This window comes from Pseudomonas oryzihabitans (assembly GCF_014522265.1).
In the GTDB taxonomy this organism is placed as follows: domain Bacteria; phylum Pseudomonadota; class Gammaproteobacteria; order Pseudomonadales; family Pseudomonadaceae; genus Chryseomonas; species Chryseomonas aestiva.
On record NZ_CP017024.1, the window covers coordinates 3,184,622 to 3,201,345 of the forward strand.

Annotated in this window: 13 protein-coding genes and 1 pseudogene; 12 read left to right on the plus strand and 2 right to left on the minus strand. The window is 62.4% G+C overall.

Annotated features, from left to right (window positions below; genetic code table 11):
• Window positions 1-3: 3 nt before the first annotated feature.
• The gene (gene ppsR / locus BGI51_RS14670) at window positions 4-822 is read right to left on the minus strand and encodes a posphoenolpyruvate synthetase regulatory kinase/phosphorylase PpsR (RefSeq protein ID WP_133859682.1); all 819 of its coding nucleotides are present in this window, start codon (window positions 820-822) and stop codon (window positions 4-6) included.
• 126 nt (window positions 823-948) lie between these two features.
• Here ppsR and ppsA point away from each other — a divergent pair, with 126 nt between their 5' ends.
• The 6 genes from ppsA (at window position 949) to BGI51_RS14700 (ending at window position 7,404) form a co-directional block, all read left to right on the plus strand.
• On the plus strand, window positions 949-3,318 hold the full coding sequence (ppsA, locus tag BGI51_RS14675; RefSeq protein WP_187978795.1) for a phosphoenolpyruvate synthase: 2,370 nt from the start codon (window positions 949-951) through the stop codon (window positions 3,316-3,318).
• 151 nt (window positions 3,319-3,469) lie between these two features.
• Window positions 3,470-4,471, plus strand: coding sequence for a zinc transporter ZntB (locus BGI51_RS14680; RefSeq protein WP_187978796.1), 1,002 nt, complete (start codon window positions 3,470-3,472; stop codon window positions 4,469-4,471).
• Between the two features lie 48 nt (window positions 4,472-4,519).
• Window positions 4,520-4,783: a CrfX protein gene (locus BGI51_RS14685; RefSeq protein ID WP_187978797.1), complete on the plus strand. Its 264-nt coding sequence runs from the start codon at window positions 4,520-4,522 to the stop codon at window positions 4,781-4,783.
• On the plus strand, window positions 4,784-5,608 hold the full coding sequence (locus BGI51_RS14690) for a mechanosensitive ion channel family protein (protein WP_158895487.1): 825 nt from the start codon (window positions 4,784-4,786) through the stop codon (window positions 5,606-5,608).
• 55 nt (window positions 5,609-5,663) lie between these two features.
• The gene (gene sigX, locus BGI51_RS14695) at window positions 5,664-6,248 is read left to right on the plus strand and encodes an RNA polymerase sigma factor SigX (protein ID WP_007159259.1); all 585 of its coding nucleotides are present in this window, start codon (window positions 5,664-5,666) and stop codon (window positions 6,246-6,248) included.
• A 100-nt stretch (window positions 6,249-6,348) separates the two neighbouring features.
• A complete protein-coding gene (locus BGI51_RS14700; RefSeq protein ID WP_187978798.1) occupies window positions 6,349-7,404 on the plus strand; it encodes an OmpA family protein in 1,056 nt (351 codons plus the stop codon).
• Window positions 7,405-7,539: 135 nt separating this feature from the next.
• Here the strand turns inward: BGI51_RS14700 and gltA are convergent, their stop codons facing one another.
• On the minus strand, window positions 7,540-8,820 hold the full coding sequence (gene gltA / locus BGI51_RS14705) for a citrate synthase (protein ID WP_017638893.1): 1,281 nt from the start codon (window positions 8,818-8,820) through the stop codon (window positions 7,540-7,542).
• A gap of 347 nt (window positions 8,821-9,167) precedes the next feature.
• Here gltA and sdhC point away from each other — a divergent pair, with 347 nt between their 5' ends.
• The 6 genes and pseudogenes from sdhC to odhB all read left to right on the plus strand — a co-directional run bounded on the left by sdhC (window position 9,168) and on the right by odhB (window position 16,687).
• Entirely contained in the window at window positions 9,168-9,554 is a 387-nt protein-coding gene (sdhC, locus tag BGI51_RS14710; protein WP_026083585.1) for a succinate dehydrogenase, cytochrome b556 subunit, read from the plus strand.
• The gene (gene sdhD, locus BGI51_RS14715; RefSeq protein ID WP_133859676.1) at window positions 9,548-9,916 is read left to right on the plus strand and encodes a succinate dehydrogenase, hydrophobic membrane anchor protein; all 369 of its coding nucleotides are present in this window, start codon (window positions 9,548-9,550) and stop codon (window positions 9,914-9,916) included. The genes sdhC and sdhD overlap by 7 nt, the downstream gene beginning before the upstream one ends.
• A 3-nt stretch (window positions 9,917-9,919) precedes the next feature.
• Window positions 9,920-11,692, plus strand: coding sequence for a succinate dehydrogenase flavoprotein subunit (sdhA, locus tag BGI51_RS14720; protein WP_133859675.1), 1,773 nt, complete (start codon window positions 9,920-9,922; stop codon window positions 11,690-11,692).
• An 11-nt stretch (window positions 11,693-11,703) separates the two neighbouring features.
• Window positions 11,704-12,408: a succinate dehydrogenase iron-sulfur subunit gene (locus BGI51_RS14725; protein WP_007159253.1), complete on the plus strand. Its 705-nt coding sequence runs from the start codon at window positions 11,704-11,706 to the stop codon at window positions 12,406-12,408.
• Window positions 12,409-12,593: 185 nt separating this feature from the next.
• Window positions 12,594-15,424, plus strand: a pseudogene (locus tag BGI51_RS14730) (2-oxoglutarate dehydrogenase E1 component).
• A 42-nt stretch (window positions 15,425-15,466) separates the two neighbouring features.
• Window positions 15,467-16,687 carry a 2-oxoglutarate dehydrogenase complex dihydrolipoyllysine-residue succinyltransferase gene (gene odhB, locus BGI51_RS14735; protein WP_187978799.1) on the plus strand — a complete coding sequence of 407 codons (1,221 nt, stop codon included), beginning with the start codon at window positions 15,467-15,469 and terminating at the stop codon, window positions 16,685-16,687.
• Window positions 16,688-16,724: the final 37 nt, after the last annotated feature.

Sequence of the window (16,724 nt, forward strand, 5' to 3'; positions counted from 1 at the left end):
CGGCTATTTAAACCGTCTTTCCACGCCTTTCTCCACCAGAATCTTCGCCGAAATCTCCTCCACGGAAAAATGCGTGGTGTTGATGAAGGAGATGTTCTCGCGACGGAACAGACTCTCCACCTCGCGCAGTTCGAATTCGCACTGGGCGAAGCTCGCATAGCGACTGTTGGGCCGGCGCTCGTGGCGGATCGCCGCCAGGCGCTCGGCGTCAATGGTCAGCCCGAACAGCTTGTCCTTGTAGGTCTTGAGCGAAGCGGGCAACTGCAGGCGCTCCATGTCCTCTTCGGTCAGCGGATAGTTCGCCGCGCGGATGCCATATTGCAGCGCCATGTAGAGGCAGGTCGGCGTCTTGCCACAGCGCGAGACCCCCACCAGGATCAGATCGGCCTGCGCATAGTGGGTCGTGCGGGCGCCGTCGTCGTTTTCGAGTGCGAAATTGACGGCCTCGATCCGCTCCATGTAGTGACTATTGTGCATGATCGAATGTGACTTCCCTACCGAATACGAAGATTCGGCGGAAAGTTCCCGTTCGAGCGGGGATAAAAACGTGGAGAAGATGTCGATCATGAACCCGTTCGACTGGTCCAGAATGGCCCGGATGTCACGGTTGACGATGGTATCGAAGATGATGGGTCGCGCACCGTCCTGGACGGCGGCGGCATTGATCTGCTGTACCATCGCCCTGGCCTTGTCCAGCGTATCCACGTAGGGGCGCGTGATCTTTCTGAAGGTGATGTCCCCGAACTGGGCCAGGAGGCTCTGACCGAGGGTTTCGGCCGTGATGCCGGTACCGTCGGAAATGAAAAAGGCGGTTCGTTGCATGGAGGGACGTCCTGGTGGCGTACGGGGCAGGGATCGCTGCACTGTAACCTACCGCCGTCCACTGTCCATGGGGCGGGCGCCGAGGCGTACTGCTTTCCCACAAAGACACAAGATGGAGAGAAGACCTTGGACGAGTATGTAATTTCACTGGAGCAGCTTGGCGTACACGACGTCGAGCGCGTGGGCGGCAAGAACGCATCTCTCGGCGAGATGATCGCCAACCTGGCCAACGCGGGCGTCTCCGTGCCGGGCGGGTTCGCCACCACGGCCCAGGCCTATCGCGATTTCCTTGAGCAGAGCGGGCTGAACGAGCGTATCCACGCCGCCCTCGATGCCCTGGATGTCGACGACGTCGTCGCCCTGGCCAAGACTGGCGCCCAGATCCGCCAGTGGGTCATGGATGCACCCTTCCCCGAGCGCCTGGACGCCGAGATTCGCCGGGCCTTCGCCGAGATCTCGGCAGGCAACCCCAATCTCGCCGTGGCCGTGCGCTCTTCGGCGACCGCCGAAGACCTGCCGGATGCCTCCTTTGCCGGCCAGCAGGAAACCTTCCTCAACATCCGCGGCGTCGACAACGTCATTCGCGCGGCCAAGGAAGTCTTCGCCTCCCTCTTCAATGACCGCGCCATCGCCTACCGCGTCCACCAGGGCTTCGATCACAAGCTGGTCGCCCTGTCCGCCGGCGTGCAGCGCATGGTGCGTTCGGAAACCGGCGCCGCCGGCGTGCTCTTCACCCTGGATACCGAATCCGGCTTCCGCGATGCGGTCTTCGTCACCGCCGCCTATGGCCTGGGCGAGACCGTGGTGCAGGGCGCGGTGAACCCGGACGAATTCTATGTCCACAAGCCCACCCTGGAAGCCGGTCGCCCGGCCATCCTCAGACGCAACCTGGGCAGCAAGGCGATCAAGATGGTCTATGGCGAAGAAGCCAAGGCCGGCCGCTCGGTCCGTACCGTCGATGTCGAGCCCGCGGATCGCGCGCGTTTCTCGATCACCGACGCCGAGGTCACCGAACTGTCCAAGCAGGCGCTGATCATCGAGCGCCACTATGGACGGCCGATGGACATCGAGTGGGCCAAGGACGGCGACGACGGCAAGCTCTACATCGTCCAGGCCCGTCCTGAAACCGTGAAGAGCCGGGCCAGCGCCACCGTCATGGAGCGCTACCTGCTCAAGGACAAGGGCCAGGTGCTGGTGGAAGGCCGTGCCATCGGCCAGCGCATCGGCGCCGGCAAGGTCAAGATCATCCGCGACGTCAGCGAGATGGATCGCGTCCAGCCCGGCGATGTCCTGGTTTCGGACATGACCGACCCCGACTGGGAGCCGGTGATGAAGCGCGCCAGCGCCATCGTCACCAACCGGGGCGGGCGTACCTGTCACGCCGCCATCATCGCCCGCGAGCTGGGTATCCCGGCGGTGGTCGGCTGCGGCAATGCCACCAGCCTGCTCAAGGAAGGCCAGACCGTCACCGTCTCCTGCGCCGAGGGCGATACCGGCCTGATCTACGAAGGCGAGCTGGACTTCGACATCCGCAAGAGCTCGGTGGATGCCATGCCCGAGTTGCCATTCAAGATCATGATGAACGTCGGCAACCCCGACCGTGCCTTCGATTTCGCCCAGCTGCCCAACGCCGGCGTGGGTCTGGCGCGCCTCGAATTCATCATCAATCGAATGATCGGCGTGCATCCCAAGGCGCTGCTGAACTACGACAGCCTGCCCTTCGAGGTGAAGGAAAGCGTCGACAAGCGTATCGCCGGCTATTCGGATCCGGTCGGCTTCTATGTCGAGAAGCTGGTGGAAGGGGTCGCCACCCTGGCTGCCGCCTTCTGGCCGAAAAAGGTCATCGTGCGCCTGTCGGACTTCAAGTCCAACGAGTACGCCAACCTGATCGGCGGCAAGCTCTACGAACCCGAGGAAGAGAACCCCATGCTGGGCTTCCGCGGTGCCTCCCGCTACATCAGCGAGAACTTCCGCGACTGCTTCGAGCTGGAATGTCGCGCCATGAAGAAGGTGCGCGAAGAGATGGGCCTGACCAACGTCGAGCTCATGGTGCCCTTCGTGCGCACCCTGGACGAGGCGGCACGGGTGGTCGAGTTGCTCGGCGAGAACGGCCTCAAGCGCGGCGAGAACGACCTGCGCGTGATCATGATGTGCGAGCTGCCCTCCAACGCCCTGCTGGCGGACGAGTTCCTCGAGCACTTCGACGGCTTCTCCATCGGCTCCAACGACCTGACCCAGCTCACCCTGGGCCTGGATCGCGACTCCGGCATCATCGCCCACCTGTTCGACGAGCGTAATCCGGCGGTCAAGAAGCTGCTGGCCAATGCCATCGCCGCCTGCAACCGGGCCGGCAAGTACATCGGCATCTGCGGTCAGGGTCCCTCGGATCACCCGGACCTGGCCAAGTGGCTGATGGAGCAGGGCATCGAGAGCGTCTCGCTCAACCCCGACTCCGTGCTCGACACCTGGTTCTTCCTGGCTGAAGGCAACGCCTGATCCCAGGACTCACCCCGCCTGGCAGGCGGGGTGAGCCTTTCCAGGATTAATTCCCCCATTCCCCACGAAGGTGGCGCCTGCGCCCTGTTCAGGGCCGCCTTTGCCGGAGCGCTTGACCGGAAGCGGTCGCGATCCCTGCAAGAGACGTCAGATGCAGCAGTACGACAGCGATGTGGAACAGGGTCTCATCTATGGCTATCTCCTCGATGGCCGTGGCGGCGGAAGACGCCTTAGCCGCCGGGAACTGGCCGAGGCCGAGCCGGGCCCCGGCGAGGTGCTCTGGCTACACTGGGATCGCAGCGTTCCCGAAGCCCAGGCCTGGCTCCGGCAATCCAGCGGCCTGAGCGAATTCGCCTGTGACCTGCTGCTGGAGGAGGCGACCCGCCCGCGGCTGGTCAATCAGCCCGACGACAGCCTGCTGCTGTTCCTGCGCGGGGTGAACCTCAATCCTGGCGCCGTGCCCGAAGACATGGTGTCGCTGCGGGTATTCGTCGACAAACGCCGGGTGATCTCGCTGCGCATGAGACCCATGAAGGCTGCCGCCGAAGTCCAGGAAGACCTGGAAACGGGCATCGGCGCCCAGAGCGCCGAGGAACTGGTGCTCTATCTCGCCAGCTACATGACCAGCCGGGTCGATGACCTGGTGCGCGGCCTGTCCGACCAGCTCGATGGCCTCGAAGAGCAGGTCGACCAGGATGAGAACAGCCTGCCCGACCATGCCCAGGTGCTCACCCTCAGGCGTCGCGCGACCGGGTTGCGCCGTTACCTGGCCCCGCAGCGCGACATCTATGGCGATCTGGCCCGTGGCAAGCCCGCCTGGTTCGTCGAGGCGGCCAGTCAGGGGTACTGGAGCGAATTGCACAACAGCCTGGTGCGCAACCTGGAAGAACTCGAGGTAATGCGCGAGCGGGTGGCGCTGCTGCAGGACGCCGAACAGCGGGCGACCACGGAAAAGACCAATCGCACCCTCTATCTGCTGGCCATCATCACCGGTTTCTTCCTGCCCATCAGCTTCATCACCGGTCTGCTGGGAATGAACATGGGCGGCCTGCCGGGTTCGTCGTCTCCCTTCGGCTTCGTGGCCGCCTGCCTGCTGATCGCGGCGGTATCGATCTTCCAGGTCTGGCTGTTTCGCCGACTGCGCTGGCTGTGACCCGCCTCCACCTCGTTGCGTCAAGAGGAAACGACCAGCGAGGTGCTTATGCACGATCCTTTCGAAGCGTCCCTCAAGGCGCTCCTCAATACCCCGGCCAACGCTCAGGACGAGGAGGGCGATGACCAGGCGCGCTTGCACCGGGTGCTCAAGACCGCCAACCGCCAGGTGGGCGCGGGTGCGCTGTTCGATCTGATCGGGCGGCACTGGGTATCGGTGCTGCTGCTGGCGCTGGGCAACGGTGCCCCTCATCTGAAGCCGCGCTTACGTCGCACCCGGCGTAGCGAATCTTCCCCGGAGATCCTGAAGTAGATGGAATTCGATATCTGGACCCAGAGTCTGTTGTCCGCCATGACCACCCTGTGGAGCAAGGTGGCCGGTTTCATTCCCAACGTCTTTGGCGCCCTGGTGGTGATCCTCGCCGGCTTCGCCGTCGCCAAGATTCTCGATACCGTGCTGTCGAAGGTACTCGCCAAACTCGGCCTGGATCGCATCCTTGCCGGTGCCGGTGTGACCAAACAGCTGGCCAAGATCGGCATCCGCATCCCGGTCACCACCCTGATCGGCCGGATTGTCTATTGGTTTGTCCTGCTGGTGTTCCTAGTGTCGGCCGCCGAATCCCTGGGCCTGCAGCGCGTGTCCTCCACCCTGGACGTCATGGCGCTCTATGTACCCAAGATCTTTGGTGCCGCCCTGGTGCTCATCGTTGGCGTGCTGCTGGCGCAACTGGTCAGTGGCCTGGTCCACGGCGCCGCCGAGGGTGTCGGCCTAGATTACGCCGCGGGGCTGGGGCGCCTGGCCCAGGGCCTGGTCATCATCATTTCGATTTCGGTCGCGGTCGGTCAGCTGGAGATCAAGACCGAGCTGCTGAACCTAGTCATCGCCATCGTGCTGACCGCCTTCGCCCTGGCCGCCGCCCTGGCCCTGGGTCTGGGCAGCCGGGGGCTGGTGTCGCAGATTCTGGCCGGCATCTATGTGCGCGAACTCTACGAAGTCGGCCAGTGGGTGACCCTGGCGGACGTCGAAGGCGAGATCGAGGAAATCGGGACCGCCAAGACCCTCATCATGACCGAGGAGGGCGATATCGTTTCGGTTCCGAACCGTCTATTACTGGAGGCTCAGGTGCGCAGCCGCTGACAGGCGCCGCGGAGATGGCTATCATGCCCGCCACTTTTTGGTAGCCAACTCCGTCTTGAACAAGCCTGCCCCTCATGCCTACGACCCGACTACGCTCAGTGATGAAGAGCTGGTCCAGCGCGCGCATGGTGAACTCTTCCACGTGACGCGAGCCTACGAAGAACTGATGCGCCGTTATCAGCGCACCCTGTTCAACGTCTGCGCCCGCTACCTGGGGAACGACCGGGATGCAGACGATGTCTGCCAGGAGATCATGCTGAAGGTGCTTTACGGTTTGAAGAATTTCGAGGGGAAATCGAAATTCAAGACCTGGCTGTACAGCATCACCTACAACGAGTGCATCACTCAGTACCGCAAGGAACGTCGCAAGCGGCGGCTGGTAGAGGCATTAAGTCTGGATCCGATGGAGGAAGCCTCCGAGGAACGGGCGCCGAAGCTGGAAGAGAAGGGAGGGATGGATCGCTGGCTGGTCCATGTGGGTCAGGTCGATCGGGAAATTCTGGTGCTGCGCTTCGTCGCCGAGCTGGAGTTCCAGGAGATCGCCGACATCATGCACATGGGCCTCAGCGCCACCAAGATGCGGTACAAGCGGGCACTCGACAAACTGCGTGACAAGTTCGCAGCTGAAGTTGAGGGCTGACCGGATGTGTCGGTCGTAAGTTTTTGAACTTCACGAAAACTTGTTGTCGAAGCCTCCGGAGATTGCCGGAATTAGTACCACTAAAATGGGGATACAAAGGATGAAACTGAAGAGCACCTTGGGCGTCGTTATCGGCTCCCTGCTGGCAAGCGCCTCGCTGAGCGCCCTGGCACAAGGTCAAGGCGCCGTCGAGACCGAGCTGTTCGGCAGCCGTCTGTTCACCGACAGCCAGCGCAACATGACCAATGCTGACCTGTACGGTGGTTCCGTTGGCTACTTCCTGACCGATGACGTTGAGCTGGCGTTGTCCTACGGTGAGTACCACAACGCCCGTGGCGACCACGACCTGGGTCACAAGAACATCAAGGGCAGCCTGGCCGCTCTGGATGCCTACTACCACTTCGGTCAGCCCGGCGTCGGCCTGCGTCCGTACGTGTCCGGTGGCTTCGCTCACCAGTCCATCAGCAACCGCGACATCAACGAAGGTGGTCGTGATCGCTCCACCTACGCCAACCTGGGTGCCGGCCTGAAGTACTACTTCACCGAGAACCTGTATGCCCGTACCGGCGTGCAAGCTAACTACAACATCGACTACGGCGACACCGAGTGGAGCGCTGCTGTAGGTGTTGGTCTGAACTTCGGTGGTTCCACCAAGAAAGAAGTAGCTCCGGCTCCGGCTCCGGCCCCCGTTGCTGACGTCTGCACCGATTCCGACAACGACGGCGTCTGCGACAACGTCGACAAGTGCCCGAACACCCCGGCCAACGTCACCGTTGACGCTACCGGCTGCCCGGCTGCTGCCGAAACCGTTCGCGTCGAGCTGGACGTGAAATTCGATTTCGACAAGGCCGTGGTCAAGCCCAACAGCTATGCCGACATCAAGAACCTGGCTGATTTCATGCAGCAGTACCCGCAGACCTCGACCACCGTTGAAGGCCACACCGACTCCGTCGGCACCGACGCCTACAACCAGAAGCTGTCCGAGCGTCGTGCCAACGCCGTGCGTAACGTCCTGGTTAACCAGTACGGCGTGCAGGGCGGCCGCGTGAATGCTGTTGGTTACGGCGAATCCCGCCCGGTTGCTGACAACGCCACCGAAGCCGGCCGCGCTGTCAACCGTCGCGTAGAAGCCGAAGTCGAAGCTCAGGCCAAGTAAACTGCCTGATCCAGACTCGAAAAAGCCCGCCTAGTGCGGGCTTTTTCATGCCTGACGTTTCTCGCGCCCGACTTCGATCAAGTGCTACAGGCATAAAAAAACCCCGCCAAAGCGGGGTTCTTACTGGCGGATCGATCAGCCGCGATCGTCCGAGATGTCGCGTTGGGCAACGCCGGTGTACAGCTGGCGCGGCCGGCCGATCTTGTAGGGACCGGACAGCATTTCCTGCCAGTGCGAGATCCAGCCGACGGTCCGCGCCATGGCGAAGATCACGGTGAACATGCTGGTCGGGATACCGATCGCCTTGAGGATGATGCCGGAGTAGAAGTCCACGTTCGGGTAGAGGTTGCGCTCGACGAAGTAGGGGTCCTTGCGAGCCAGTTCTTCGAGGCGCATGGCCAGTTCCAGCTGCGGATCGTTGATGCCGAGCTCGGCCAGGACCTCGTCGCAGGTCTGCTTCATCACCGTGGCGCGCGGATCGAAGTTCTTGTAGACGCGATGGCCGAAGCCCATCAGCTTGAACGGATCGTTCTTGTCCTTGGCCTTGGCCACGAACTTGTCGATGTTGGCCACATCGCCAATCTCGTCGAGCATCTTCAGTACCGCTTCGTTCGCGCCACCATGCGCCGGGCCCCAGAGGGCGGCGATACCGGCAGCAATGCAGGCGAAGGGGTTGGCGCCCGACGAACCGGCCAGGCGGACGGTAGAGGTGGAGGCGTTCTGCTCATGGTCGGCATGCAGGATGAAGATGCGATCCATGGCGCGGGCCAGCACCGGGCTGATCGGCTTTTCCTCGCACGGGGTGTTGAACATCATGTGCAGGAAGTTTTCCGCGTATCCCAGGTTGTTGCGGGGATACATCATCGGCTGACCCATGGAGTACTTGTGCACCATGGCTGCCAGGGTCGGCATCTTGGCGATCAGGCGCATCGCCGAAATCTCGCGGTGCTGCGGATCGGTGATGTCCAGGGAGTCGTGGTAGAAGGCCGAGAGGGCGCCGACCACACCGCACATGATCGCCATGGGGTGCGCATCGCGGCGGAAGCCGTTGAAGAAGTTCTTCAGTTGCTCGTGAACCATGGTGTGGTTCTTGATGGTGTCAACGAACTGCGCCTTTTCTTGCGCGTTCGGCAATTCACCCTTGAGCAGCAGGTAACAGGTCTCGAGATAGTCGGATTTCTCCGCCAGTTGCTCGATCGGGTAGCCCCGGTGCAGCAGGATGCCCTTGTCACCATCGATATAGGTGATCTTGGACTCGCACGAGGCAGTGGACATGAAGCCCGGGTCGAAGGTGAACACACCAGTGGAGGTGAGGTTGCGAACATCGATCACGTCCGGGCCAAGGGTGCCGGACATAACGGGCAGGTCAACCGGATCCGCTCCCGAGATGATCAACTGCGCTTTCTTGTCAGCCATTAGGCCTCCTTATTTTGCTTTGAAATCATCAATAAACCCTCCACTCAGGGCCTCGCCCACTATAGAGGGATAAATTTGAAAGTCAATTTACGAAAATATCACCCTAAAGGCTCTTTCTGGGCGGATTGTGCGGCGAAAAGACCTTAACACGCAGGCTTCTGAATATCAGCTGGCGACGTCGGAATCGGGCATCCGCGTTTGTCATGAGTAGGCTAACTGTCTATAATTCTCGCCCGACCGTACCGGGTCGGCGAGCTGATGCCGAGCGGTCGAGACGCTTCCAACAGGAAGCGTGTAGCAGATGTGGAATCTCCTATAACTAGCCCGACCGCAATTGGGCCCTCAGTGTGAAAGAAGCCGTGAATAGCAAACGACCTGTAAACCTAGATCTCAGGACCATCAAACTACCTATCACAGCTTATACCTCGATTCTTCACCGTATCTCCGGCGTCATCCTGTTCCTCGGCATTGCAGTCATGCTTTATGGCCTGCACCTGTCCCTGGGCAGTCCGGAAGGCTTCGGCCAAGTGAAAGCTTTTCTGGCCTATCCGCTGGTCAAGCTCGTGATCTGGGGTCTGCTGTCTGCATTGCTCTACCATCTGGTCGCCGGCATCCGGCACCTGATCATGGATGGTGGCGCCGGCGAAACCCTGCAGGGTGGCAAGCTGGGTGCGCAGCTTGTGCTGGTCATTTCCGCAGTTCTGATCATTCTGGCAGGGGTTTGGGTATGGTAACCAACGTCACCAATCTTTCGCGTTCCGGTCTCTACGACTGGATGGCTCAACGGGTCTCGGCAGTCGTCCTTGCGGTCTACTTCCTCTTTATCATCGGCTACCTGATCCTTCACCCAGGGCTCACCTTCGAGCAATGGCACGGCCTGTTCTCCCACACCCTGATGCGCATCTTCAGCCTGCTGGCGCTGGTGTCCGTCTGCGTTCATGCCTGGGTTGGTATGTGGACCATCTCCACCGACTACCTGACCACCATGGCTATCGGCAAGGGCGCTACCGCCGTGCGTTTCCTGTTCCAGGCGGTATGCGGGTTCGCGATGTTCGCGTTCTTCGTCTGGGGCGTGCAGATCTTCTGGGGTGTTTGATCTATGTCCACAATTCGTCATATCTCGTTTGATGCCATTATCGTAGGTGGCGGCGGCGCCGGTATGCGCGCAGCGCTGCAACTGGCCCAGTCCGGTCACAAGACCGCGGTGATCACCAAGGTCTTCCCGACCCGTTCCCATACCGTGTCCGCCCAGGGCGGCATCACCTGCGCCATCGCCTCGGCCGACCCGAACGATGACTGGCGCTGGCACATGTACGACACCGTCAAGGGGTCGGACTACATCGGTGACCAGGACGCCATCGAGTACATGTGCTCCGTAGGCCCGGAAGCGGTCTTCGAACTCGAGCACATGGGTCTGCCGTTCTCCCGCACCGAGCAGGGCCGCATCTATCAGCGTCCCTTCGGCGGCCAGTCCAAGGACTACGGCAAGGGCGGCCAGGCCGCGCGGACCTGCGCCGCGGCCGACCGTACCGGTCACGCCCTGCTGCACACCCTCTATCAGGGCAACCTGAAGAACAACACGGTATTCCTCAACGAGTGGTACGCCGTGGATCTGGTGAAGAACCAGGACGGCGTCATCGTCGGGGTCATCGCCATCTGCATCGAGACCGGCGAGACCGTCTACGTCAAGGCCAAGGCCACCGTGCTGGCCACCGGCGGTGCGGGCCGTATCTATGCCTCCACCACCAACGCCCTGATCAACACCGGTGACGGCGTCGGCATGGCGCTGCGCGCCGGTGTGCCGGTGCAGGACATCGAGATGTGGCAGTTCCACCCCACCGGCATCGCCGGCGCCGGGGTGCTGGTCACCGAGGGTTGCCGTGGTGAGGGTGGCTATCTGATCAACAAGCACGGCGAGCGCTTCATGGAGCGCTATGCGCCCAACGCCAAGGACCTGGCCGGTCGCGACGTGGTCGCCCGTTCCATGGTCAAGGAAGTGCTGGCCGGCAACGGTTGCGGTCCGGATGGCGACCACGTGCTGCTGAAGCTGGACCACCTGGGTGAAGACGTGCTGCACAGCCGTCTGCCCGGCATCTGCGAACTGTCCAAGACCTTCGCCCATGTCGACCCGGTCGTCGCGCCGGTGCCCGTGATCCCCACCTGCCACTATATGATGGGCGGCATCGCCACCAACATTCATGGTCAGGCCATCACTCAGGACGCCAACGGCAACGACAGAATCATCGAAGGCCTGTTCGCCGTGGGCGAAGTGGCTTGCGTGTCCGTGCACGGCGCCAACCGCCTGGGTGGCAACTCGCTGCTGGACCTGGTGGTCTTCGGTCGTGCGGCCGGTCTGCATCTGGAGAAGGCGCTCAAGGACGGCATCGAGCACCGCGGTGCTTCGGAAAGCGACCTGGAAGCCTCGCTGCAGCGTCTGTCCGGCGTCAATGAGCGGACCACTGGCGACGACGTCGCCACGCTGCGCAAGCAGCTGCAGACTTGCATGCAGAACTACTTCGGGGTGTTCCGCACCGGCGAGTACATGCAGAAGGGCATCGCCGAGCTGGCCGATCTGCGCGAGCGCATCGCCAAGGTCAAGATCAACGACAAGAGCCAGGGCTTCAACACCGCCCGTATCGAGGCGCTCGAGTTGCAGAACCTGCTGGAAGTGGCCGAAGCAACCGCCATCGCTGCCGAGAACCGCAAGGAGTCCCGTGGTGCTCACGCCCGTGAAGACTTCGAAGAGCGTGACGACGAGAACTGGCTGTGCCACACCCTCTATTTCCCCGGTGAAAAGCGGGTCAGTAAGCGTGGAGTCAACTTCGCGCCCAAGACCGTACCGATGTTCGAACCCAAGGTTCGGACTTACTAAAGGTGACCACCATGTTGAAAGTCAGCGTTTATCGTTACAACCCGGATCAGGACGGCCTGCCGTCCATGCAAGAGTTCCAGGTCGATACCGGTGGGAAGGACCTCATGGTGCTGGACGTCCTGGCTCTGATCAAAGAGCAGGATGAAGGCTTCTCCTACCGTCGTTCCTGCCGCGAAGGTGTGTGCGGCTCCGACGGCATGAACATCAACGGCAAGAACGGCCTGGCGTGCATCACGCCGCTGTCGGCCGTGGTCAAGAACGACAAGCTGGTCGTGCGCCCGCTGCCCGGCCTGCCGGTCATCCGTGACCTGGTCGTCGACATGAGCATCTTCTACAAGCAGTACGAGAAGGTGAAGCCGTTCCTGCAGAACGAGACTCCGGCCCCGGCCATCGAGCGCCTGCAGAGCCCGGAAGACCGCGAGAAGATCGATGGTCTGTACGAGTGCATCCTGTGTGCCTGCTGCTCGACGTCCTGCCCGTCCTTTTGGTGGAACCCCGACAAGTTCCTCGGCCCCGCCGCGCTGCTGCAGGCCTATCGCTTCCTGGCCGACAGTCGTGACACCAAGACCCAGGAACGTCTGGCGGCCATGGACGATCCGTTCAGCGTGTTCCGCTGCCGGTCGATCATGAACTGCGTGGCGGTCTGTCCCAAGGGGCTGAACCCGACCAAGGCCATTGGCCATGTGCGGGCGATGCTGCTGCAGAGCGGTACCTGATCCACGTCCCGCCCGGCCAGTTGTGCCGGGCGGGTTCGTTAGCGACCTCGATAGCTTGATTCAACCAATGTCCATTCAGGGATACCCGGAACAGCATCCGGGCATTGGCGCAGCCGTAGGGAGGCCAGGTCTCGCGTCGAGACTGGTTATCGGCTGATGCTATCTCTGCCGAAGGGGTGAACTAGATGCACGAAAGTCAGATGCAGCAACTGTGGGACAGCGCTCACCTGTCCGGCAGTAACGCTGCCTATGTGGAAGAGCTCTATGAGCTGTTTCTGCACGATGCCAACGCTGTGCCGGAAGAGTGGCGCACCTACTTCCAGAAGCTGCCTGCGGTCACTGGCAATTCGCCGGACGTCGCGCATTCCGCGATCCGTGACCATTTCGTGCTGTTGGGCAAGAACCAGCGGCGAGCTCAACCGGTTTCGGCCGGTACCGTCAGTTCCGAACACGAGAAGAAGCAGGTCGAAGTCCTGCGTCTGATCCAGGCGTATCGTCTGCAGGGCCATCAGGCTGCCCAACTCGATCCCCTGGGTCTGTGGAAGCGTCAGCCGCCTGCCGATCTGCTGCTCAACCACTATGGGTTGACCGATGCCGATCTGGATACCACATTCCGCACCGGTGAATTGTTCATCGGCAAAGAGGAGGCAACTCTCCGTGAAATCAGGGATGCGCTGCAAGAGACATATTGCCGCACGGTCGGTGCGGAGTTCATGCACATCGTCGATTCCGAGGAGCGCCGCTGGTTCCTGCAGCGCCTGGAAAGCGTCCGTGGCCGCCCGCAGTATTCCCCTGAAGTCCGCACCCATCTGCTGGAGCGCCTGACCGCCGCCGAAGGCCTGGAAAAGTACCTGGGCACCAAGTACCCGGGCACCAAGCGTTTCGGCCTGGAAGGGGCGAGAGCCTGATTCCGCTGATCGACGAGATCATCCAGCGTTCCGGTTCCTATGGCGTCAAGGAGCTGGTGATCGGCATGGCCCACCGTGGCCGCCTGAACGTGCTGGTCAACACCCTGGGCAAGAACCCGCGCGACCTGTTCGACGAATTCGAAGGCAAGAAGCTGGTCGAGCTGGGCTCCGGTGACGTCAAGTACCACCAGGGCTTCTCCTCCAACGTCATGACCCAGGGCGGCGAAGTCCACCTGGCGCTGGCGTTCAACCCTTCGCACCTGGAGATCGTCTCTCCGGTGGTGGAAGGTTCGGTACGTGCCCGCCAGGATCGCCGCGGCGATCGCTCCGGCGACAAGGTCGTACCCGTCGCCATCCACGGCGACGCGGCCTTCGCGGGCCAGGGCGTGGTCATGGAAACCTTCCAGATGTCGCAGACCCGCGCCTACAAGACCGGCGGCACCCTGCACCTCGTCATCAACAACCAGGTGGGCTTCACCACCAACCGCCAGGAAGACGCGCGCTCCACCGAGTACGCCACCGACGTCGCCAAGATGATCCAGGCGCCGATCTTCCACGTGAACGGCGACGATCCCGAAGCGGTGCTGTTCGTCACCCAGCTGGCGGTCGACTACCGCATGCAGTTCAAGCGTGACATCGTCATCGACCTGGTGTGCTACCGCCGTCGCGGCCACAACGAGGCCGACGAGCCGAGCGGCACTCAGCCGCTGATGTACCAGCAGATCGCCAAGCAGCGCACCACCCGCGATCTCTACGCCGATGCCCTGACCCAGGCCGGCGTGGTCACCGCCGAGCAGGTCCAGGCGCAGTTCGAAGCCTACCGCGGCGCCCTCGACGAGGGCCGTCACGTCGTGGCCAGCCTGGTCAAGGAACCCAATCGCGACCTGTTCGTCGACTGGAAACCCTACCTCGGCCACGCTTGGACCGCCCGGCACGACACCGGCTTCGACCTCAAGACCCTGCAGGACCTGGCCAACAAGCTGCTGCAGGTTCCGGAAGGCGTCGTGGTCCAGCGTCAGGTCGGCAAGATCCTCGAAGACCGCCAGAAGATGACTGCTGGCGGTCTGCCCCTGAACTGGGGCTTCGCCGAGACCATGGCCTACGCCACCCTGTTGCACGAAGGCCACCCGATCCGCATCACCGGTCAGGACGTCGGCCGTGGCACCTTCTCGCACCGTCACGCGGTGCTGCACAACCAGAAGGACGCCGTACCCTACGTGCCCCTGCAGCACCTGGCCGAAGACCAGCCGTCGTTCGAGATCTACGACTCCTTCCTTTCCGAGGAAGCGGTGCTGGGCTTCGAATACGGTTATGCCACCACCACGCCCAACGCGCTGGTGGTCTGGGAAGCCCAGTTCGGTGACTTCGCCAACGGTGCCCAGGTGGTCATCGACCAGTTCATCACCAGCGGCGAGATCAAGTGGGGTCGTCTCTGCGGCCTGACCATGCTGCTGCCCCATGGCTACGAAGGCCAGGGTCCGGAGCACTCGTCGGCTCGTCTGGAGCGTTACCTGCAACTGTGCGCCGAGCAGAACATCCAGGTCTGCGTACCGACCACGCCGGCGCAGATCTACCATCTGCTGCGTCGTCAGGTGATCCGCCCGCTGCGCAAGCCGCTGGTGGTGCTCACGCCCAAGTCGCTGCTGCGCCACAAGCTGGCCATCTCGACCCTGGAAGACCTGGCCCATGGTTCGTTCCAGACCGTGATCAACGAGCTGGATCAGATCGATGCCCAGCAGGTTAAGCGCCTGGTCCTGTGCAGCGGCAAGGTCTACTACGACCTGCTGGAAAAGCGCCGCAGCGAGAATCGCCAGGACATCGCCATCGTGCGTCTGGAGCAGCTCTATCCGTTCCCGGAAGACGATCTGGCCGAGGTACTGGCCGGTTATCCGAACCTCGAGCGCGTGGTCTGGTGCCAGGAAGAACCGATGAACCAGGGTGCCTGGTACTGCAGCCAGCATCACATGCGTCGCGCCGTGTCCGGGTACAAGCAGGGCCTGGGCCTGGAATACGCCGGTCGCGATGCGTCCGCCGCGCCGGCCTGCGGCTATGCCTCCATGCACGCCGAGCAGCAGGAAAAACTGCTGAACGATGCTTTCTCCGTTTGATTCGCCACGCGACTACTAGAGATCACTAAGGAAATTCATAGAATGGCTATCGAGATCAAAGCCCCTACCTTCCCGGAATCGGTCGCTGACGGCACCGTCGCCACCTGGCACAAGAAGCCGGGCGAAGCGGTCAAGCGTGACGAATTGCTGGTTGACATCGAGACCGACAAGGTCGTGCTGGAAGTCGTGGCACCTGTCGATGGTGTCCTGGCCGAAGTCCTGAAGAACGAAGGCGACACCGTGCTGAGCGAAGAAGTCATCGCTCGCGTGGAAGAGGGTGCCACTGCCGCCGCCGCGCCGGCTGCCCAGCCGACCGCTGCCAGCGCTCCGGCTGCCGCGCCGGCCGCCGGTGGTGAAGAGGACCCGATCCTGGCTCCTGCCGCACGCAAGATCGCCGAAGAGAACGGCATCGATCCGGCTACCCTGGTCGGCACCGGCAAGGGCGGTCGCATCACCAAGGAAGACGCCGTCGCCGCCGTCGAGGCCAAGAAGTCCGGCGCCACCGCTCCGGCTGCCAAGCCCGCTGCCGCCGCCGCTCCGGTGGTGACCTCCGCTGGCGACCGTACCGAGAAGCGCGTGCCCATGACCCGCCTGCGGGCCAAGGTCGCCGAGCGCCTGGTGGAAGCCCAGTCCAGCATGGCCATGCTGACGACCTTCAACGAGGTCAACATGAAGCCGATCATGGACCTGCGCTCCAAGTACAAGGACATGTTCGAGAAGAAGCACAATGGCGTGCGCCTGGGCTTCATGTCCTTCTTCGTCAAGGCCGCCACCGAGGCGCTCAAGCGTCAGCCGGGCGTCAATGCCTCCATCGACGGCAACGACATCGTCTACCACGGTTATCAGGACATCGGCGTGGCCGTGTCCAGCGACCGCGGCCTGGTGGTCCCGGTGCTGCGCAACGCCGAGTTCATGAGCCTGGCGGAAGTGGAAGGCACCATCGCCGACTTCGGCAAGAAGGCCAAGGCCGGCAAGCTGACCATGGACGACATGCAGGGTGGTACCTTCACCATCTCCAACGGTGGTGTCTTCGGTTCGCTGCTGTCCACCCCCATCGTCAACCCGCCGCAGACCGCGATCCTGGGCATGCACAAGATCCAGGAGCGCCCCATGGCGGTGAACGGCCAGGTCGTGATCCTGCCGATGATGTATCTTGCGCTGTCCTACGACCATCGCCTGATCGATGGCAAGGAAGCCGTGACCTTCCTGGTCACCATGAAGGACCTGCTGGAAGACCCGGCTCGTCTGCTGCTGGACATCTGATCCGGCTCTCGCGGTGCGGGGCAGGGGCCACGCACCG